Origin of the sequence: Rhodopseudomonas sp. BAL398 (assembly GCF_033001325.1) — a bacterium.
Lineage (GTDB): Bacteria > Pseudomonadota > Alphaproteobacteria > Rhizobiales > Xanthobacteraceae > JARJEH01.
The window spans coordinates 5748196-5764665 of the sequence record NZ_CP133111.1 but is presented as its reverse complement, the minus strand read 5'-3'; the positions used below and the strand labels follow the sequence as shown (position 1 = coordinate 5764665).

15 protein-coding genes are annotated in these 16470 nt (G+C 64.7%); 11 read left to right on the top strand and 4 right to left on the bottom strand.

Annotated elements, in window-relative coordinates; genetic code table 11:
* Position 1 precedes the first annotated feature (1 nt).
* Genes hybE through RBJ75_RS27055 form a run of 9 tightly spaced genes read left to right on the top strand, consistent with a single transcriptional unit; the run spans position 2 to position 8056 of the window.
* Positions 2-481 (top strand): [NiFe]-hydrogenase assembly chaperone HybE, encoded by a 480-nt coding sequence (gene hybE, locus RBJ75_RS27095; RefSeq protein ID WP_052628878.1) that lies wholly within the window; start codon positions 2-4, stop codon positions 479-481.
* Positions 478-1509, top strand: coding sequence for a hypothetical protein (locus RBJ75_RS27090; RefSeq protein ID WP_044408684.1), 1032 nt, complete (start codon positions 478-480; stop codon positions 1507-1509). The genes hybE and RBJ75_RS27090 overlap by 4 nt, the downstream gene beginning before the upstream one ends.
* Complete coding sequence (hypA, locus tag RBJ75_RS27085) at positions 1502-1843, top strand: hydrogenase maturation nickel metallochaperone HypA (protein WP_044408687.1); 342 nt, start codon at positions 1502-1504, stop codon at positions 1841-1843. Before RBJ75_RS27090 ends, hypA begins: the two co-directional genes overlap by 8 nt.
* Positions 1843-2760 (top strand): hydrogenase nickel incorporation protein HypB, encoded by a 918-nt coding sequence (hypB, locus tag RBJ75_RS27080; RefSeq protein ID WP_044408689.1) that lies wholly within the window; start codon positions 1843-1845, stop codon positions 2758-2760. Before hypA ends, hypB begins: the two co-directional genes overlap by 1 nt.
* A gap of 16 nt (positions 2761-2776) precedes the next feature.
* Positions 2777-3010, top strand: coding sequence for a HypC/HybG/HupF family hydrogenase formation chaperone (locus RBJ75_RS27075; protein ID WP_044408693.1), 234 nt, complete (start codon positions 2777-2779; stop codon positions 3008-3010).
* Positions 3007-4146 (top strand): hydrogenase formation protein HypD, encoded by a 1140-nt coding sequence (hypD, locus tag RBJ75_RS27070; RefSeq protein WP_044408696.1) that lies wholly within the window; start codon positions 3007-3009, stop codon positions 4144-4146. Before RBJ75_RS27075 ends, hypD begins: the two co-directional genes overlap by 4 nt.
* On the top strand, positions 4143-5183 hold the full coding sequence (gene hypE, locus RBJ75_RS27065) for a hydrogenase expression/formation protein HypE (protein WP_044408699.1): 1041 nt from the start codon (positions 4143-4145) through the stop codon (positions 5181-5183). The genes hypD and hypE overlap by 4 nt, the downstream gene beginning before the upstream one ends.
* Position 5184: 1 nt before the next feature.
* Positions 5185-6687: a sigma-54-dependent transcriptional regulator gene (locus tag RBJ75_RS27060; RefSeq protein ID WP_276156436.1), complete on the top strand. Its 1503-nt coding sequence runs from the start codon at positions 5185-5187 to the stop codon at positions 6685-6687.
* Positions 6665-8056 carry a sensor histidine kinase gene (locus tag RBJ75_RS27055; RefSeq protein WP_152647900.1) on the top strand — a complete coding sequence of 464 codons (1392 nt, stop codon included), beginning with the start codon at positions 6665-6667 and terminating at the stop codon, positions 8054-8056. The genes RBJ75_RS27060 and RBJ75_RS27055 overlap by 23 nt, the downstream gene beginning before the upstream one ends.
* A 138-nt stretch (positions 8057-8194) precedes the next feature.
* Here RBJ75_RS27055 and RBJ75_RS27050 read toward each other — a convergent pair whose 3' ends face one another.
* Positions 8195-10012, bottom strand: a complete 1818-nt coding sequence (locus RBJ75_RS27050; RefSeq protein ID WP_044418209.1) for a carbon starvation protein A — start codon at positions 10010-10012, stop codon at positions 8195-8197.
* 205 nt (positions 10013-10217) lie between these two features.
* On the opposite strand from RBJ75_RS27050, the gene RBJ75_RS27045 reads away from it, so the two are divergent.
* Together RBJ75_RS27045 and btsR are read left to right on the top strand one after the other, a co-directional pair.
* On the top strand, positions 10218-11924 hold the full coding sequence (locus RBJ75_RS27045; protein WP_234707533.1) for a sensor histidine kinase: 1707 nt from the start codon (positions 10218-10220) through the stop codon (positions 11922-11924).
* Positions 11921-12640, top strand: coding sequence for a two-component system response regulator BtsR (gene btsR / locus RBJ75_RS27040; protein WP_044418208.1), 720 nt, complete (start codon positions 11921-11923; stop codon positions 12638-12640). Before RBJ75_RS27045 ends, btsR begins: the two co-directional genes overlap by 4 nt.
* A gap of 169 nt (positions 12641-12809) precedes the next feature.
* Here btsR and RBJ75_RS27035 read toward each other — a convergent pair whose 3' ends face one another.
* From RBJ75_RS27035 to pflB, 3 genes are read right to left on the bottom strand one after another with little or no spacing between them, the layout of a single operon-like run.
* Positions 12810-13325, bottom strand: a complete 516-nt coding sequence (locus tag RBJ75_RS27035; RefSeq protein WP_234707532.1) for a hypothetical protein — start codon at positions 13323-13325, stop codon at positions 12810-12812.
* A gap of 22 nt (positions 13326-13347) precedes the next feature.
* Positions 13348-14154, bottom strand: a complete 807-nt coding sequence (pflA, locus tag RBJ75_RS27030; RefSeq protein ID WP_317528569.1) for a pyruvate formate-lyase-activating protein — start codon at positions 14152-14154, stop codon at positions 13348-13350.
* Positions 14141-16417, bottom strand: a complete 2277-nt coding sequence (gene pflB, locus RBJ75_RS27025) for a formate C-acetyltransferase (protein WP_411194534.1) — start codon at positions 16415-16417, stop codon at positions 14141-14143. Before pflB ends, pflA begins: the two co-directional genes overlap by 14 nt.
* Positions 16418-16470 lie beyond the last annotated feature (53 nt).

Genomic DNA, 16470 nt, shown 5'->3' with positions numbered 1-16470 from the left:
GATGACAAGTGCCATCGCCTATGCGGCCTCGCTGGAGGCCTGTTATCGCCGCATCGGCGACACCGCGATGCGTGGCCTGCCGATCTATCATGACGCGCTGACGGTCGAAGCGATCGGCTTCGAGAGCCATGACGATGCGATCAGCGGCATCCTGATCACACCCTGGTTCATGAACCTGATGCTGCTGCCGTCTGACGGATCGCCGGCGGCGCGCGCGCGCGGCGCATCGTTCAGCCACGATTTTGCGGTCGGCGCCTTCGACTTCACCGTCGGCGAAATCGACGGAATGGGGCGGATCGCCAGTTGCTCGCTGTTTTCCCCGATGTTCGACTTCGCCGACATGGCGTCAGCGCGTGCCAATGCCGAAGCCGCGATCGCCGAAATCCGCCATCCCGCGCCGGAGATGCCGAAGACCCGCGTGGTCGCCGCGCTCGATCGCCGCAGTTTTTTGCGCGGCGCGGTGACGGAGCCGCGGCCATGAGCACGCCCGGTGCAGACATCGATATCGCGCTGCTGCTCGATGATGGTCGCGTGGCCGATGTCGGCATCGTGCCGCGGCGGCTGCCGGCGCTGGGCAAATTGCTGGCGGGACGCGAAGTGGCGCAGATGCTGGTGCTGCTGCCGCGGCTGTTCGCGCTATGCTCCACGGCGCATCGTGTCGCCGCCCAAACCGCGGTCGATGCCGCGCGCGGCATCGCGACCTCGCCGCAGCAACGCCGCTTCCGTCACGCGGCGCTGCTTGCCGAGCGATTGGCCGAGCAGTTGCGCGGTGCGGTCACGGCGCTGCGTTTGCTCGAACATCCGCCGATCGCCGACGCGACGCGCCAGGTGATCGGCGCCGCCGCGCTGTTTGCGGACGAGACGGCGAACGATGGTCCGGCGTTGTTGCGCGGCATCGATCGGATCCAATCCGCCTTCGATCAGATCGGCATCGCCGATCTGATCCCGGATGAGAGCACCGCACGGTTCAGCGCATCGGGACCATCTGCCCTCACCGCCTCTGATGACCTCGCCGTCATCGCAAGGCTGGCGGATGGCGGCTCCCGCTATGCGGCGGCACCCGATCTCGACGGCTCCGTTCCGGAAACCGGCCCCTGGGCACGTTCGCGTCCGATGGCGTCGCCCGACAATGCGGCGGCAAGGCTGCGCGCGCGGCTGGATGAACTCGTCACCATGCCGAAAAGCCTGCGCGGCCTCGTTACCGACGCCGCGCCCTGCCCAGACGCGCCGATCGGTTATCGCCTCGCCGCCAATCTCGGCGCCGCCGCGGTCGAGACCGCGCGCCGCCGGCTCTATCATCTGGTCGAACTCGATCGCGACGGCCGGGTCGGCCGCTTTTCTTGCCTCGCGCCGACGGAATGGAATTTTCACCCCCGCGGCCCGCTGGCACGGATGCTGCGCGGCGCCACGCTGCAATGCAGCGACCGGCAAGCGGTCGACCAGCTGATCGCCGCTTTCGACCCCTGCGTCGGCTACCGGCTCACCCTTCGGGAGACGGCCGATGCATGAAATGGCGTTGTGCGAGGGCGTGATCGAGATCATCGAGGCCGAGGCGCGGCGACAATCCTTCGCCAAAGTCAAAACGGTGTGGCTGGAAATCGGCGCGCTGAGCCAGGTCGAGCCCGAGGCGATGCGGTTTTGCTTCGACGTTGTTGCGGCGCACTCGATCGCCGCCGCGGCAAGACTGGAGATCATCACCTCGCCCGGCGAGGCCTGGTGCATGAGCTGCATCAAAACCGTCCCGGTGAAACGCCGCTACGATCCCTGCCTGTGCTGCGGCAGCTACCAGCTGCAAGTCACCGCGGGCGAGGAGATGCGGGTCAAGGAATTGGAGGTTGCCTGATGTGTACGGTGTGCGGTTGCGACAATCAGAATGCCAGCATCGAGCCCGGCGCCAAGCCGCACGGCCATGCGCATCATCACCATCACGGCGATGGCGCCGGCCATTCCCATCCGCATTCCCATGATGATGGCGATCATCACCATCATCATCACCCCGACCACGACCATGATCATCCGCATCCGCCGGCAGGCGACACGATCGATTTCGGCGGCGACCTGGCCGGCGTCCATGTGCCCGGATTGAGCCAGCAGCGCATCGTCCAGATTGAGCGCGATATTCTCGGCAAGAATGACGAGCTGGCGCAAGCCAACCGCGCCCGCTTTGCCGCCGCCCATGTGTTCGCCCTCAACCTGGTCTCCAGCCCCGGCGCCGGCAAGACCGCGCTGCTGGTGAGGACGATCAATGACCTGAAAGGCACCAGCCCGATCGCGGTGATCGAGGGCGATCAGCAGACCTCGAATGACGCCGAACGAATCCGCGCCACCGGCGCCGCCGCGATCCAGGTCAATACCGGCAAGGGCTGCCACCTCGACGCCGCGATGGTCGGCACCGCTTTCGACAGACTACCCGCGATCGACAACGGGCTGTTGTTCATCGAAAACGTCGGCAATCTGGTCTGCCCGGCGGCGTTCGATCTCGGCGAGGCCCACAAGGTGGTGGTGTTCTCGACCACCGAGGGCGAGGACAAGCCGCTGAAATACCCCGACATGTTCGCGGCCTCCAGCCTGATGCTGATCAACAAGATCGATCTGGTGCCGCATCTGGATTTCGATCTGGCGCGCACCATCGAATATGCCAGGCGGGTCAATCCAAAAATTGAGGTGCTGACGGTGTCGGCCCGGACCGGCGAAGGCATGAAGGCGTTCTACGCCTGGATCGCCAAGCGCGCCGCGACGCTGGCGACCGCGGCCGAGTGAGCAAAGGACAAACCAGATGTGCCTTGCCATCCCCGCCGAAGTCACCGAATTGCTGCCCGACGAGATGGCGCGCGTCAACATTGACGGCGTCGGCAAGATCATCTCGGTGGCGCTGATCGAAAATCTCAAGGTCGGCGATTACGTGATCCTGCATGTCGGCTACGCGCTGACACGGATCGATCCGGAAGAGGCCCGTCACACATTGGCGCTGCTGGCCGAACTTGGCGGCGTCGCGGAGCCGGCGTCATGAAATATGTCGACGAATATCGCGACGGCAACCGCGCCCGCCAGCTCGCCGAGGTGATCGCCGCGACGGCTGCGCCGGACCGACTCTATCGCTTCATGGAATTTTGCGGCGGCCACACCCATGCCATTTCGCGCTACGGCCTGGAAGACCTGCTGCCGGACAATATCCGGATGATCCACGGCCCGGGCTGCCCGGTCTGCGTGCTGCCGGCCGGGCGGATCGACATGGCGATCGCGCTGGCGCAGCGCCCCGAGGTGACGCTGTGCGTCTATGGCGACCTGATGCGGGTGCCGGGCTCGCAGCGCAATTCGCTGCTGCGCGCCAAGGCCGCGGGCGCCGATGTGCGCATGGTGTATTCGACGCTCGACGCCATCGCCATCGCCGAACAGCAGCCCGCGCGCGAGGTGGTGTTCTTCGCCATCGGCTTCGAGACCACCACGCCGCCGAGCGCGATGGCGATCCGGCTCGCGACCGAGAAGCGGCTCGGCAATTTCAGCATCTTTTGCAACCACGTGCTGACGCCGCCGGCGATCCAGGCGATTCTCGACGGCGTCGATCTCGCCGATCCCGACCAGGTCGCGCTCGACGGTTTTGTCGGCCCCGCCCATGTGTCGACCGTGATCGGCACCAGGCCCTATGAATATTTCGCCGAGACCTTCGCCAAGCCCGTGGTGATCGCCGGCTTCGAACCGCTCGACGTGATGCAGGCGATCCTGATGCTGGTGCAGCAGGTCAATGAGGACCGCCACCAGGTCGAGAACCAATATATCCGCGCCGTCAACCGCGACGGCAATCAGCGCGCGCAAGCCGCGGTCGCCGAGATCTTCGAGTTGCGCGCGCAGTTCGAATGGCGCGGCCTCGGCCTCATCCCTCACAGCGGCTTGAAGCTGAAGCCAGCCTATGCGGGTTTCGACGCCGAGTGCCGCTTCGAGATGCCCGAACTCACCGCGGCCGACAATCCGGCCTGCGAATGCGGCACGATTCTGCGCGGCGTCAAGAAGCCGGCCGACTGCAAATTGTTCGGCACCGTGTGCACGCCAGACAATCCGATGGGCTCCTGCATGGTGTCGTCGGAAGGCGCCTGCGCCGCGCATTGGACCTATGGCCGGTTCCGCGACATCCAGAGGAAGGCGTCATGAGCGATAAGCGCCGCAAGCTCAATCTCAGGACCGGCCATGTCGACCTGTCGCACGGCTCCGGCGGCCGCGCGATGGCGCATCTGATCGCGGACGTGTTCCACGCCGCCTTCAACAATGAGTGGCTGGCGCGCGGCAACGACCAGGCGGCGTTCGACGTCGGCCAGGGCCGCATGGTGATGACCACCGACGGCTATGTGATCTCGCCGCTGTTCTTTCCCGGCGGCAATATCGGCTCGCTCGCGGTGCACGGCACCATCAACGACGTGGCGATGGCTGGCGCGCGGCCGCTATATCTGTCGGCGAGTTTCATCATCGAGGAAGGCTTTGCGCTCGCCGAGCTAAAGCAAATCGCCGACGCGATGGGCGCAGCTGCGCGCGAGGCCGGCGTGCCGATCGTCACCGGCGACACCAAGGTGGTGGAGCGCGGCAAGGCCGACGGCGTCTTCATCTCGACCACCGGCATCGGTGCCCTCCCCGATGGCCTCGATCTGTCGGCCGACAAGGCCAGGGCCGGCGACCGCGTGCTGGTGTCCGGCACGCTGGGCGATCACGGCATCGCGGTGATGTCGAAGCGCGCCAATATGACTTTCGACACCGATCTCGTCTCCGACTCCGCCGCGCTGCACGGGCTGGTGGCGGCGATGGTGGCGGCCGACGGCGCCGGCATTCGGGTGATGCGCGATCCGACCCGCGGCGGCCTCGCCGCGACCCTGAACGAATTGGCGCAGCAATCCGGCGTTGGCTTTCGCATCAATGAGGAATCGATTCCGGTGCGGCCGGCGGTCGCCGCGGCCTGTGAGCTGCTCGGCCTCGATCCGCTCAACGTCGCCAATGAGGGCAAGCTGGTCGCGATCGTCGCGCCCGAGGCGGCGCAAGGCCTGCTGGCTGCGATGCGCGCCCATCCGCTCGGCCAGGACGCCGTCGACATCGGCGAGGTGATCGCGGACGATCATCGTTTCGTGCAGATGACCACCAGCTTCGGCGGTGGCCGCATTGTCGACTGGTTGTCCGGCGAACAATTGCCGCGGATCTGTTGAGATGTCATTCGAGCACGCCACGCCGCAGCGGCCCTCCGACACGCGCACGCACGCGACCGTTCTCGTCATCGATGACGAAATCCGCTCGCTGGAAGCCTTGCGCCGCGTCCTCAACGACGACTTCGAAGTGCTCTGCGCCAAGGATGCCCGCGAAGCCGAAGAATTCCTCGAAGGCGACATGGTTCATGCCATCCTGTGCGACCAGCGTATGCCGGGCCAGTCCGGCGTCGAATTCCTCAAGCGGGTTCGCGACCTCTGGCCCGATCCGGTCCGGATGATCATTTCCGGCTATTCGGATTCAGAAGAGATCATCGCCGGCGTCAACGAGGCCGGGATCTATCAATACATCACCAAGCCGTGGCATCCCGACCAACTGATCGAGACCGTGCAAGGCGCCGTGCAGCTGTTCCGGCTGCAGAAGGAAACCGAGACCGCCAGCGTCGAGGTCAAGCTGGGGCCGAGCCGGGTCAAACAGGTGATTTCCGAGAAGCGTGGCGCGGCGCGGCGACTCTATGATTTCGACCGCATCGTGCATGCGCCCTCGAGCCCGATGCATGGCGTGATCGATCTGGCGCGGCGGGCGTCCGACTACGATATCTCGGTGATGATCACCGGCGAATCCGGCACCGGCAAGGAATTGCTGGCGCGCGCGATCCACTACCACTCGGCGCGGGCCAACAAGGTGTTCGTGGTGGAGAATTGCGGCGCGCTGCCCAACGAATTGCTGGAAAGCGAATTGTTCGGCTGCAAGAAGGGCGCCTTCACCGGCGCCTATCAGGATCGGATCGGGTTGTTCGAGGTCGCCAATGGCGGCACCATCTTTCTCGACGAGATCGGCGAGACCTCGCCGGCGTTCCAGGTGAAATTGCTGCGGGTGCTCCAGGAGGGGGAAATCCGCCCGCTCGGCGCCCAGCGCGTCCGCAAGGTCGACGTCCGGATCGTCGCCGCGACCAATCGCGATCTCGGCGCCGAGGTCGAGGCCGGCCGGTTCCGGCGCGATCTGTACTATCGGCTTGCGGCGTTTCCGATCCACATGCCGGCGCTGCGTGACCGGCCGATGGATATCCCGCTGATCGCCGAGCGCATCCTGAGCGAGGTCAAGACCGCGTTCAACCGCGACATCGCCGGGTTTTCGCCGGCAATTCTTGACGAATTGACGCGGTACCCCTGGCCCGGCAATGTGCGCGAGATGCAGAACGAAATCCAGCGCATGGTGGTCCTGGCCGATGGCGACCGGCTGCAATCCTCGACGCTGTCCGGTCAGGCGCGCCCGTCATCCGATCCGTTCAAGGCGGCGCTGAAGATGAACGGCAGCTCGACCCTGAAAGACAAAGTCGAGGCGCTAGAGAAAGCCGTGATCGCCGAAACGCTCGAACGTTTCAATGGCAATATCAGCAAGGTCGCCGGATCGCTCGGGCTGTCCCGGGTCGGTTTGCGCAGCAAGCTGTCCCGTTATGATTTGCGGAAGGACCTCGATGCCGATGAAGAGAATTCCCACGGTTGACCGGTCGAGGGGCCTCCTCGACACGGTTGCCTATCCGGGACTTCCCGAATTGGACGGCGAGCGCGAGGACGCCTGGATCGAAGTCATCCGCAAGATGGACGAGGTCTATTCGGACCTGCTGCGCTATGAGACCGACCTCGAGGCCAAGAATGCGGCGCTCGAAGAGGCGCAGGCCTTCATTTCAAGCGTCATCGAGTCGGTGTCCGACGTGCTGATCGTCTGCGGTTCGCAGGGCGCGATCCAGCAGGTCAATTCAGCGCTGGTCCGCATCGCCGGGGGCCACGCCGTCGATCTGGTCGGCTGCGAGCTGGCGCAGATCGTCGACCCGCGGGACCTGTCCCGCGTCGAGCACCTGCTGCGACCGCGGCTGCCGACCGACGTGATCGAGAGCGAATTACGGTTCCTCACCCCGACCGGCCCCTCCGACCTGTTTTCGCTCAATGGCGCGGCGCGCTACGATCACGGCGGGCGCTATGTCGGCGTCGTTCTCACCGGCCGCCCGATCGGCGAGTTGCGACGCGCCTATGAGGCGCTGCATAGCGCGCATAGTGAATTGCAACGCGCCCAGCGCCAACTCGTCGAGCAGGAGAAAATGGCCAGTCTGGGCCGTCTCGTCGCCGGGGTCGCCCATGAATTGAATAATCCGATCAGCTTCGTGTACGGCAATATCCACACGCTCGAGCGCTACCGGCAGCGGCTGATTGAATATCTCGCCACGGTTCACGGCGACGCTACCGACGAGGCCCGCGCCACGCTGCGACAAAAGCTGAAAATCGACGCCATGCTCGCCGATCTCGAGCCGTTGATCGACGGGACGCTGGAAGGCGCGGCGCGGGTTTCCGAGATCGTCAAGAATCTGCGCCGGCTGTCCTTCAACAAGACCACCGAGCAACAACACTTCCAGATCGACCGCGTGCTGGACACAGCAGTCCGCTGGGCGCTTCGCGCCAAGCAGACAAGGGCGCAGGTCGAGATCGCGATCGAACCCAATCTGGTCGCGCGCGGCAATGAGGGGCAGATCCATCAGGTGATCGTCAATCTGGTCGACAACGCCATCGACGCCATGAGCGAGCGCGCCAAGCCGGTGCTGTCGATCAAGGCGTTTCGCAGCGGCGATGAGATCTGCGTCCTGATTTCCGATAATGGCCCGGGGATTTCCGAAACGGCGATCGGCCAGATCTTCGAGCCGTTCTTCACCACCAAGAAGGTCGGCGACGGAACCGGGCTGGGACTTTGGATCAGCTACGGCATCGTGCGCGAACATGGCGGCGAGCTGCGGGTCCGCAATCGCGAGAGCGGCGGTGCCGAGTTTTCCTTTGCGCTTCCGATGTTCATCGCGCCGTCGGAGCTGGCGCCCGCCCAAGCATGATGCTGGATCGCGAACGCTTCGGCGCGGCCATGCCATGAATCCAAAAAGAGCTGGGCTCCGGTCGCATCCACGACCGAAGCCCAGCTTTTCGATTTGCATCCGTCGGCCGTAGCCGACGGAGCCTTGTCGTCGATGGGGTCAGCCACCCGTTGCGGCGACCGCCATGGGTCCGGCGCTGCTGTTGCGGGTGGTCCGCTGCAGCAGGTTCTTCCAGCGCCACAGCGATGCGATCATGATGACCACGCCCAAGACCAGCATGATGATCGAGATGCTCGCATTGAAGATGTTGTATCCCTTCGCGGCCGGGTTCAGGTAGACATTGGTGATCATCCAATAGCCCGCATAGTTCACCGTCACGTAGAGATAGGCGAGCGGCACCAGGCAGGTCAGCATATAGATCCGCTTCTGGGAGAGCCGCAGGATGATGGTGGCGCCGATCATCAGGCCGATCGAGGCCATCAGCTGGTTCGACACGCCGAACAGGGTCCACACCGAGTTGATGTCGCCCGAGTTCAACAGGTAGCCCCACAGCAGGCAGGCGAGCAGGCTGGCACCGAGCGCGCCCGGCATCCAGTCGAGCCGCTTGAAGGGCTTGTAGACTTCGCCGGCGAGATCCTGGATCAGGTAGCGGGCGACGCGGGTGCCGGAGTCGACGGCGGTCAGGATGAACACCGCTTCGAACATCACCACGAACTGGAAGAAGTAGGCGGCGAGATTCGAGAACCACGGCATTTTGGTGAAGATCTCCGTCATGCCGACGGCGAGGGTCACGGCGCCGCCGGTGCGGCCGTAGAGATCCATGCCGATGCTCTCGCTGAGCCGCGGCAGGTCGACGACATCCATGCCGAGCGCGGCGAACACGGCCGGTGAGGCGTTGATGGCGAAGTAGTCAGCCGGGTGCAGCACCGTGGCGGCGATCAGGGCCATCACGCCGACCACGCATTCGGCCAGCATCGCACCGAATGCCACCGGCAGGATGTCGCTCCACTTGTCCACCAGCTTCGGCGTGGTGCCGGAACCGATGAAGGCATGGAAACCCGAGATCGCACCGCAGGCAATGGTGATGGAGATGAAGGGCCACACCGGACCGCTGATCACCGGGCCACCGCCGTTAATGAAGTCGGTCAACGCCGGGAACTGGACGACCGGGTTGATGAACACCACGCCGACGATCAGCGCGCCGAACACACCGATCTTCATGAAGCTGGACAGATAGCCGCGGGGCGTCAGCAGCAACCAGACCGGCAGAGCGGTGGCAAAGAACGCATAGGCCGGGATGGCGAGCGAAACCGTCCGCGCATTCACGGTCAGCCAATTGCCCAGCATCGTGCCCTGCAGATAGGGGCCGATGAAGACGGCGGCGATGATGGCGAACACCCCGAAATAGGTGGCGCCCTTGGAGCGGCCGGTAAGCTTCTCATAGGTACCGACCACCATGGCAATCGGGATCGTCATGACGACCGCGAAAGTGCCCCAGGCGTTGCGTTCGAGCGCATGCACCACGACCATCGACAGGCCGGCCATGGTGATGGTGATGATGAACAGCATCGCGATGCCGGTGCACCAGCCCGCGACCGGGCCGAGCTCGGCCTTGGCCACTTCCGACAGCGACTGGCCTTTGTACTTCATCGAGGCGAACAGCACCACGGTGTCATGCACCGCGCCGCCCAGGACCGCGCCGATCAGCAGCCAGAGGAAGCCTGGCAGGTAGCCGAACTGGGCCGCGAGCACCGGCCCGACCAGCGGGCCGGCCGCCGCGATCGCGGCGAAATGCTGGCCGGCATTGACCCATTTCCTGGTCGGCACGAAATTGCGGCCGTCCTGCATGGAATGGGCGGGTGTCACTTCCGAGTCGTCCGCGCGCAAGACCGTGCGAACGAAGAATATCCCGTAAAAACGGTAGCAGATCGTCAGGACGCAGATCGTCCCTATGACGAATGGAAGGGCGTGGATCATGGCTGCTCTCCTTTTGAAGATGCGGCGACCCTAATCCAGGCAATTGCGTCGCGAATGGCGGTTTCCGAGAGCGGCAGCATGCTTCGCCGAGCGGCCGCCAGCGGGCACTGAGCGGCGGGCCGCACAGCCCTCGCGGTGCCTTACGGAGGTGCAGCGCCGGTTCGGCCAACCTATGGTGGGTCAAGACACCGGTCCGGAATCCCCAATGCTGCCTGCGATGTTGCTCGATCGCCTCACCATGACGCTGTTGCTGCTGCAGCAGACCTGCGTCTATCTGGTGATTGCCTATCTGTTGAGCCGAACGCCGCTGTTCATTCCGCTGATGAACGTCACCGTGCGCCCCGCCCATAAGGCCGCGGCCTATCTGATCTTCTCGATGTTCTGCATCATGGGCACCTATTTCGGCCTGCAATTCGACGATTCCATCGCCAATACACGGGCGATCGGGGCGGTTCTGGGCGGTCTGCTCGGCGGGCCGTCAGTGGGATTGGCAGTCGGGCTCACCGGCGGGTTGCATCGCTATTCGCTCGGCGGCCCGACCGACGTCGCCTGTGCGATTTCCACCATTACCGAGGGGCTGATCGGCGGCCTGGTGCACCGCCACTATGTCGGCAAGCGGCAATTCGACCGGCTGTTCGACCCCTGGCGCGTGGCGCTGGTGACCTTCGTCGCCGAAGTGGCGCAGATGGCGATCATCCTGCTGATCACCCGGCCGTTCGCGGTCGCCTGGTCGGTGGTCGACCACGTCGCGTTGCCGATGTGGATCGCCAATACGCTGGGCGCAGGCCTGTTCATGCGCATTCTGCTGGAACGCCGGGTGCTGACGGAACGCCAGTCCAGCGTGTTTTCGGCCAAGGCACTGAAGATCGCGGCGCGGGCCGAAGGCATCCTGCGCAGCGGCTTCAACGAGGAAACCACGACGCGAATCTCCCGCATCCTCTATGAAGAAACCGGCGTCGGCGCGGTGGCCATCACCGACCGCGAGAAGATCCTGGCCTTTATCGGCATCGGCGACGACCACCATCTGCCGGGCACACCGATCGCCTCAGAGCAGACGCGGCTCGCGATCGAGCACAACCAAGTGGTCTATGCGGATGGCGACGAGACCGAATATCGCTGCTCGCTCAGCCCGACCTGCCGGCTCGGCGCCTCGCTGGTGATCCCCCTGCTCGGCGAGGATGAACGCGTGATCGGCACCATCAAGCTTTACGAGCCGCGCAGCAAGCTGTTCTCCAACATCAACCGCACCCTCGGCGAGGGCTTGGCGCGGCTGTTTTCCAGCCAGATCCTGGCGGGCCGCTATGACGAGAAGACCCAGCTGCTGGCGCGCTCGGAGATCAAGCTGCTGCACGCGCAGATCAATCCGCACTTCCTGTTCAACACGCTCAACGTGTTGTCCTCGATCATCCGCACGGATCCCGAGCGCGCCCGCGAATTGGTGCTGCATCTGTCGACCTTTTTCCGCAAGAACCTCAAGCGGCCCACCGAGGATGCGACGCTGGGCGACGAAATCGAGCATGTGAACGCCTATCTGCAGATCGAGCTGGCCCGTTTCGCGGACCGGCTGTCGGTCGAATTCGACGTTCCCGAGGCGCTGCGCGTGGTCCAGCTTCCGGCTTTCTCGCTGCAGCTGATCGTGGAAAACGCCATCAAGCATGGCATCGCCCATATGCTCGAAGCCGGCGTGGTGCGGATCGCGGCGAGGCAGATGGAGGGCGTGCTCTTGCTGTCGGTCGAAGACAACGCCGGCTTGTACGCCGAGCATCCGCCCGGCGACGGGCTCGGCATGAGCCTGGTGGACCGACGAATCCGCAACCGCTATGGCGAAGGTTACGGGCTCGATGTGAGCTTTGAACCCGACGTGCGCACCCGCGTCACCATGCGGCTGCCAATGCAGATGGTGGCCGCATGATGCGCGTCTTGATTGTCGATGACGAGCCCCCTGCCCTGAGCGAGTTGCGCGTGCTGCTCAACGAAGCCGGCGATATCGACATCGTCGGCGAGGCCGGCAACGCCGTCGAGGCGATCGCCGCGATCAACCGGCTGCAGCCCGAGGTCGTGTTCCTCGACATCCAGATGCCGCGCATCACCGGGCTGGAAATGCTCACCATGCTCGATCCGGTCCACCCCCCGCGGATCGTGTTTCTCACCGCGCATGACGACTACGCCGTGCAGGCCTTCGAGGAGAACGCTTTCGACTATTTGCTGAAGCCGGTCGATCCGGCGCGCCTGGGCAAGACCCTGCAACGGCTGCAGCGCGATCGCGCCCCGCAGGACGTCGGCACGCTCAAGCGCGCCCATCCGCTGCGGCAGATCCCCTGCACCGGCCAAAACCGGATTTCGCTGCTGCGGGTCGAGGACGTCGAATATGTCGCCTCGCGGCCCAGCGGCGTCTATGTAGTCGGCGAGGACGGCAAGGAACGCTTCACCGAACTGTCGCTGCGCACGCTGGAAGAACGCACCAGCATGTTCCAGTGTCACCGGCAATATCTGGTCAACCTCGACCGCATCAAGGAGCTCCGCTTCGAGGAAGGCGGGCTCGGACATATCCTGACGCTGGCCGGACGCTCGGTGCCGGTCAGCCGGCGGTTTCTGTCCCTGCTCAAGGAGAAGCTGGGCGTCGGCTGACACCGGCTGCGGCGAGCGAGCAATCAGCGTAGCAGGAACCAGAGTCGTTACTGCGACGAGCACTGCTTCACCTCTCCCCGCAAGCGGGGCGAAGGAATCTTTGTCGCACCGCTTCGATCAGCTTCGGCCTACAGTCAGCGCAATACTTACGCGAGTCGTGCGCGTCGGCTCAGCGTCCCCATCGGAGCGTGAGACCGGCATCGCCGGGGAAACCACCCGGGAAGTCGAGGATCTGCGCGGTCAGGCCGAAGCCCTGCGGCCGCAATTCCCGCCGCCAGCGTTCGAACATGTCGGCGGCCTCGCCGATCAACGTCTCCGGCCAATGCGGGTCCATGGCGTTGATGGCGCGTCCGCGGTCGCTGCACAGCTCCGACGGAAATCGGATCAGCAGCATCTCGCGGGCGCCGCGGCGCGCCACCTGACGCGCGCGATCGATCAACGCCTGCCAGTTCGCCTCGTCGAGCGCCTTCTGCTGTAGCGCGGTGACCAGCGCGCGACGCGCCTCACCCGCGATGCGCTCGGCCGCCGCGCGCTGCGCGCGTTCGGCCTCTTCGGCGGCGGTGGCAAGGGCCGCGAATTCGGCGGCACTCGGCACCATCGCGACCTCCTTGCGCACCACCGCCGCCGCAGGCGAATTGCGCCGCGCAAACGAAACGCCAGGGCTCATAATGTCCCAAGTCGACATCGACTTTCTCCTTGCTAACAACTCACGTCACCACCAGATCATGGCGGCGAAACACCGCGCGGGTGCGCTCGAGCAGGTCGGGCGTCGGCGGCTCTGTGCCGGCAAGTCGATACGGCACGCCGCCGGCGGCCCATTTGAACTCGCCCATCTTGTGGAACGGCAACACGTCGACGCGCTCGACATTGCCGAGTTCACGCGCGAACGCCGCCATTTTCTCAATCTCGTCGAATTTGTCAGTGAGGCCGGGAACCAGCACAAATCTGATCCAGACCGGCTTCTTCATCGCCGCGAGGCGGCGGGCGAACACCAGCGTCGGTCCCAGCGCGACGCCGGTGAGGTCGTGATAGGTCGCCTCCGAGAAGGCCTTGATATCGAGCAGCACCAGATCGACGTCGGCCAGCAGGTAATCGTCGGCATGGGCGCCGAGGAAGCCCGCGGTGTCGAGCGCAGTATGCAGGCCCATCTCCTTGCAGCCGCGCAGGATCGCGTGGGTGAAGTCGGGCTGCACCAGCGGCTCGCCGCCGCTGAGCGTCACGCCGCCGCGGGCATGCATGAGAAATTTGGTGTAGCTGCCGATATCGCGTAACACCTCGCGCGAATTGGTCGGCTTGCCCTGGTGCATGTGCCAGGAGTCAGGGTTGTGGCAATATTGGCAGCGCAGCAGACAGCCCGCCAGAAACAGCACGTAGCGAATACCCGGTCCATCGACGGCGCCGCCAACCTCGGTTGAATGCACCCAGCCAGAGATGGCTGGGCGCACCGCGCGCAAACCCGTGGGTTTGCGCGCCGCCGTGGCGTAGCCGGCATTGGCCTGGTCAGTGTAGATCATGAAAGGTCCGAGAGATGACGTCGAGCTGTTGCTCGCGCGTCAGCTTGGTGAAGTTCACCGCATAGCCGGAGACCCGGATGGTGAGCTGCGGATACAGTTCCGGGTGATCCATCGCGTGCAGCAAGGTCGCGCGGTCGAACACGTTGACGTTGATATGGTGGCCACCCTGGGCGAAGTAGCCATCGAGCAGGCCGTTCAGGTTGGTGACGCGATCGGCTTCCGCAGCGCCCAGCGCCGAGGGCACGATGGTGAAGGTGTAGGAGATGCCGTCCTGCGAATGCGCATAGGGCAGCTTCGCCACCGAGGCCATCGAGGCGACCGCACCCTTGACGTCGCGGCGATGCATCGGGTTGGCGCCCGGCGCGAAGGGTTCGCCGGCCTTGCGACCGTCGGGAGTGTTGCCGGTCTTCTTGCCGTAGACGACGTTCGAGGTGATGGTCAGCACCGACATGGTGGCGACCGAGCCCCGATAGGTCTTCTGCTTGCGCAGCCGGGTCATGAACTCTTTGACCAGCCAGATCGCGATCTCGTCGACGCGGTCGTCATTGTTGCCGAAGGCCGGGTAGTCGCCTTCGATCTCGAAGTCGGTGGCGAGCCCGCGCGCGTCGCGGATCACCTTCACCTTGGCGTGCTTCATCGCCGACAGGCTGTCGGCGGCGACCGACAGGCCGGCGATGCCGCAGGCCATAGTGCGCAGGATATCGCGATCATGCAGCGCCATTTCGATGCGCTCATACATGTATTTGTCGTGGCAGTAGTGGATCGCGTTGAGCGCGCCGACATAGACCTTGGCGAGCCAGTCCATCATCGGGCCGAGCTTGGCCGTGACCTCGTCGAAGTCGAGCACATCGCCGGTGACCGGCGCGAAAGTCGGGCCGATCTGTTCGCCGGAGAGTTCGTCGCGTCCGCCGTTGATGGCGTAGAGCATCGCCTTGGCGAGGTTGGCGCGGGCGCCGAAGAACTGCATCTGCTTGCCGATGCGCATCGCGGAGACGCAGCAGGCGATGCCGTAATCGTCGCCCCAATAGGGCCGCATCAGGTCGTCGCTCTCGTACTGGATCGACGAGGTGCGGATCGAGGTCAGAGCGCAATAATCCTTGAAGCCCTGCGGCAGATTCTCCGACCACAGCACGGTGAGGTTCGGCTCCGGCGCCGGGCCCAGCGTCTCCAGCGTGTGCAGGAAGCGGAAGCTCGACTGCGTCACCAGCGGACGGCCGTCCAGCCCCATGCCGCCGATCGATTCGGTGACCCAGGTCGGATCGCCGGAGAACAGCGTATCATATTCCGGCGTGCGCAGGAACCGGACGATCCGCAGCTTCATCACGAAATGATCGACCAACTCCTGCGCGGTCGCCTCGTCGAGCACGCCCTCGGCGATGTCACGCGCGATATAGATATCGAGGAAGTTCGACACCCGTCCCAGCGACATCGCCGCGCCGTTGGATTCCTTGACGGCGGCGAGGTATGCGAAATAGGTCCACTGGATCGCCTCGCGGGCGTTCGCCGCCGGCTTGGAAAGGTCGAAGCCATAGGCCTTGGCCATCACTACCAGTTCCTTCAGCGCGCGGATCTGCTCGGCGATCTCCTCGCGCAGGCGCAGCACCGCCTCGTCGAGCGAGTCGAGTTCGAGACTGGCGCCCTGCGCCTTCTTGTCCTCGATCAGCCGGGTCACGCCGTACAGCGCGACGCGGCGATAGTCGCCGATGATGCGGCCGCGGCCATAGGCGTCGGGAAGCCCGGTGATAATGCCGGACTTGCGGCAGCGCACGGCGTCCGGCGCATAGATGTCGAACACCGCGTCGTTGTGAGTTTTACGCAGCGTCGGGAAGATCTTCTCGAAGCTGGGATCGACCTTGAAGCCGTAGGCCTCGAGCCCGTTCTTGACCATGCGCCAGCCGCCGAACGGCATCATCGCGCGTTTCAGCGGCGCGTCGGTCTGCAGGCCGACAATCTGCTCGAGGTCGCGGTCGATATAGCCGGCGCCGTGCGACACGATCGAGGCGAAGGTCTGGGTGTCGACGTCGAGTACGCCGCCGCGCTCGCGCTCGGCCTGCAGCAGGCTTGTCAGCTTCGCCCACAGCGCCTTGGTCCGCTCTGTCGCGGGCGCCAGGAAGCCGGCGTCGCCGGTCCACGGCGTCACATTGGCTTGAATGAAATCGCGCACCTCGATCTCACGGGTCCAGACCCCGGTCGCAAAATCACGCCAGGGATCGCTGGAAACTGCGTTGACCGTCTCGACGCCGACTGGATTTTGCACTTGCATGTTCATGATGTGACCTCGCTGGATGAAATCTCGGAAGAATCTTGCCTCGTTGT

What these genes read in the sequence shown, in the direction of transcription:
- pflA (WP_317528569.1), bottom strand. Translation starts at nt 14,154, where the DNA reads ATGATCTACACTGACCAGGCCAATGCCGGCTACGCCACGGCGGCGCGC.
- hybE (WP_052628878.1), top strand. Translation starts at nt 2, where the DNA reads ATGACAAGTGCCATCGCCTATGCGGCCTCGCTGGAGGCCTGTTATCGC.
- hypB (WP_044408689.1), top strand. Translation starts at nt 1,843, where the DNA reads ATGTGTACGGTGTGCGGTTGCGACAATCAGAATGCCAGCATCGAGCCC.
- btsR (WP_044418208.1), top strand. Translation starts at nt 11,921, where the DNA reads ATGATGCGCGTCTTGATTGTCGATGACGAGCCCCCTGCCCTGAGCGAG.
- hypE (WP_044408699.1), top strand. Translation starts at nt 4,143, where the DNA reads ATGAGCGATAAGCGCCGCAAGCTCAATCTCAGGACCGGCCATGTCGAC.
- RBJ75_RS27045 (WP_234707533.1), top strand. Translation starts at nt 10,218, where the DNA reads ATGCTGCCTGCGATGTTGCTCGATCGCCTCACCATGACGCTGTTGCTG.
- RBJ75_RS27090 (WP_044408684.1), top strand. Translation starts at nt 478, where the DNA reads ATGAGCACGCCCGGTGCAGACATCGATATCGCGCTGCTGCTCGATGAT.
- pflB (WP_411194534.1), bottom strand. Translation starts at nt 16,417, where the DNA reads ATGCAAGTGCAAAATCCAGTCGGCGTCGAGACGGTCAACGCAGTTTCC.
- RBJ75_RS27060 (WP_276156436.1), top strand. Translation starts at nt 5,185, where the DNA reads ATGTCATTCGAGCACGCCACGCCGCAGCGGCCCTCCGACACGCGCACG.
- RBJ75_RS27050 (WP_044418209.1), bottom strand. Translation starts at nt 10,012, where the DNA reads ATGATCCACGCCCTTCCATTCGTCATAGGGACGATCTGCGTCCTGACG.
- hypA (WP_044408687.1), top strand. Translation starts at nt 1,502, where the DNA reads ATGCATGAAATGGCGTTGTGCGAGGGCGTGATCGAGATCATCGAGGCC.
- hypD (WP_044408696.1), top strand. Translation starts at nt 3,007, where the DNA reads ATGAAATATGTCGACGAATATCGCGACGGCAACCGCGCCCGCCAGCTC.
- RBJ75_RS27075 (WP_044408693.1), top strand. Translation starts at nt 2,777, where the DNA reads ATGTGCCTTGCCATCCCCGCCGAAGTCACCGAATTGCTGCCCGACGAG.
- RBJ75_RS27055 (WP_152647900.1), top strand. Translation starts at nt 6,665, where the DNA reads ATGAAGAGAATTCCCACGGTTGACCGGTCGAGGGGCCTCCTCGACACG.
- RBJ75_RS27035 (WP_234707532.1), bottom strand. Translation starts at nt 13,325, where the DNA reads ATGTCGACTTGGGACATTATGAGCCCTGGCGTTTCGTTTGCGCGGCGC.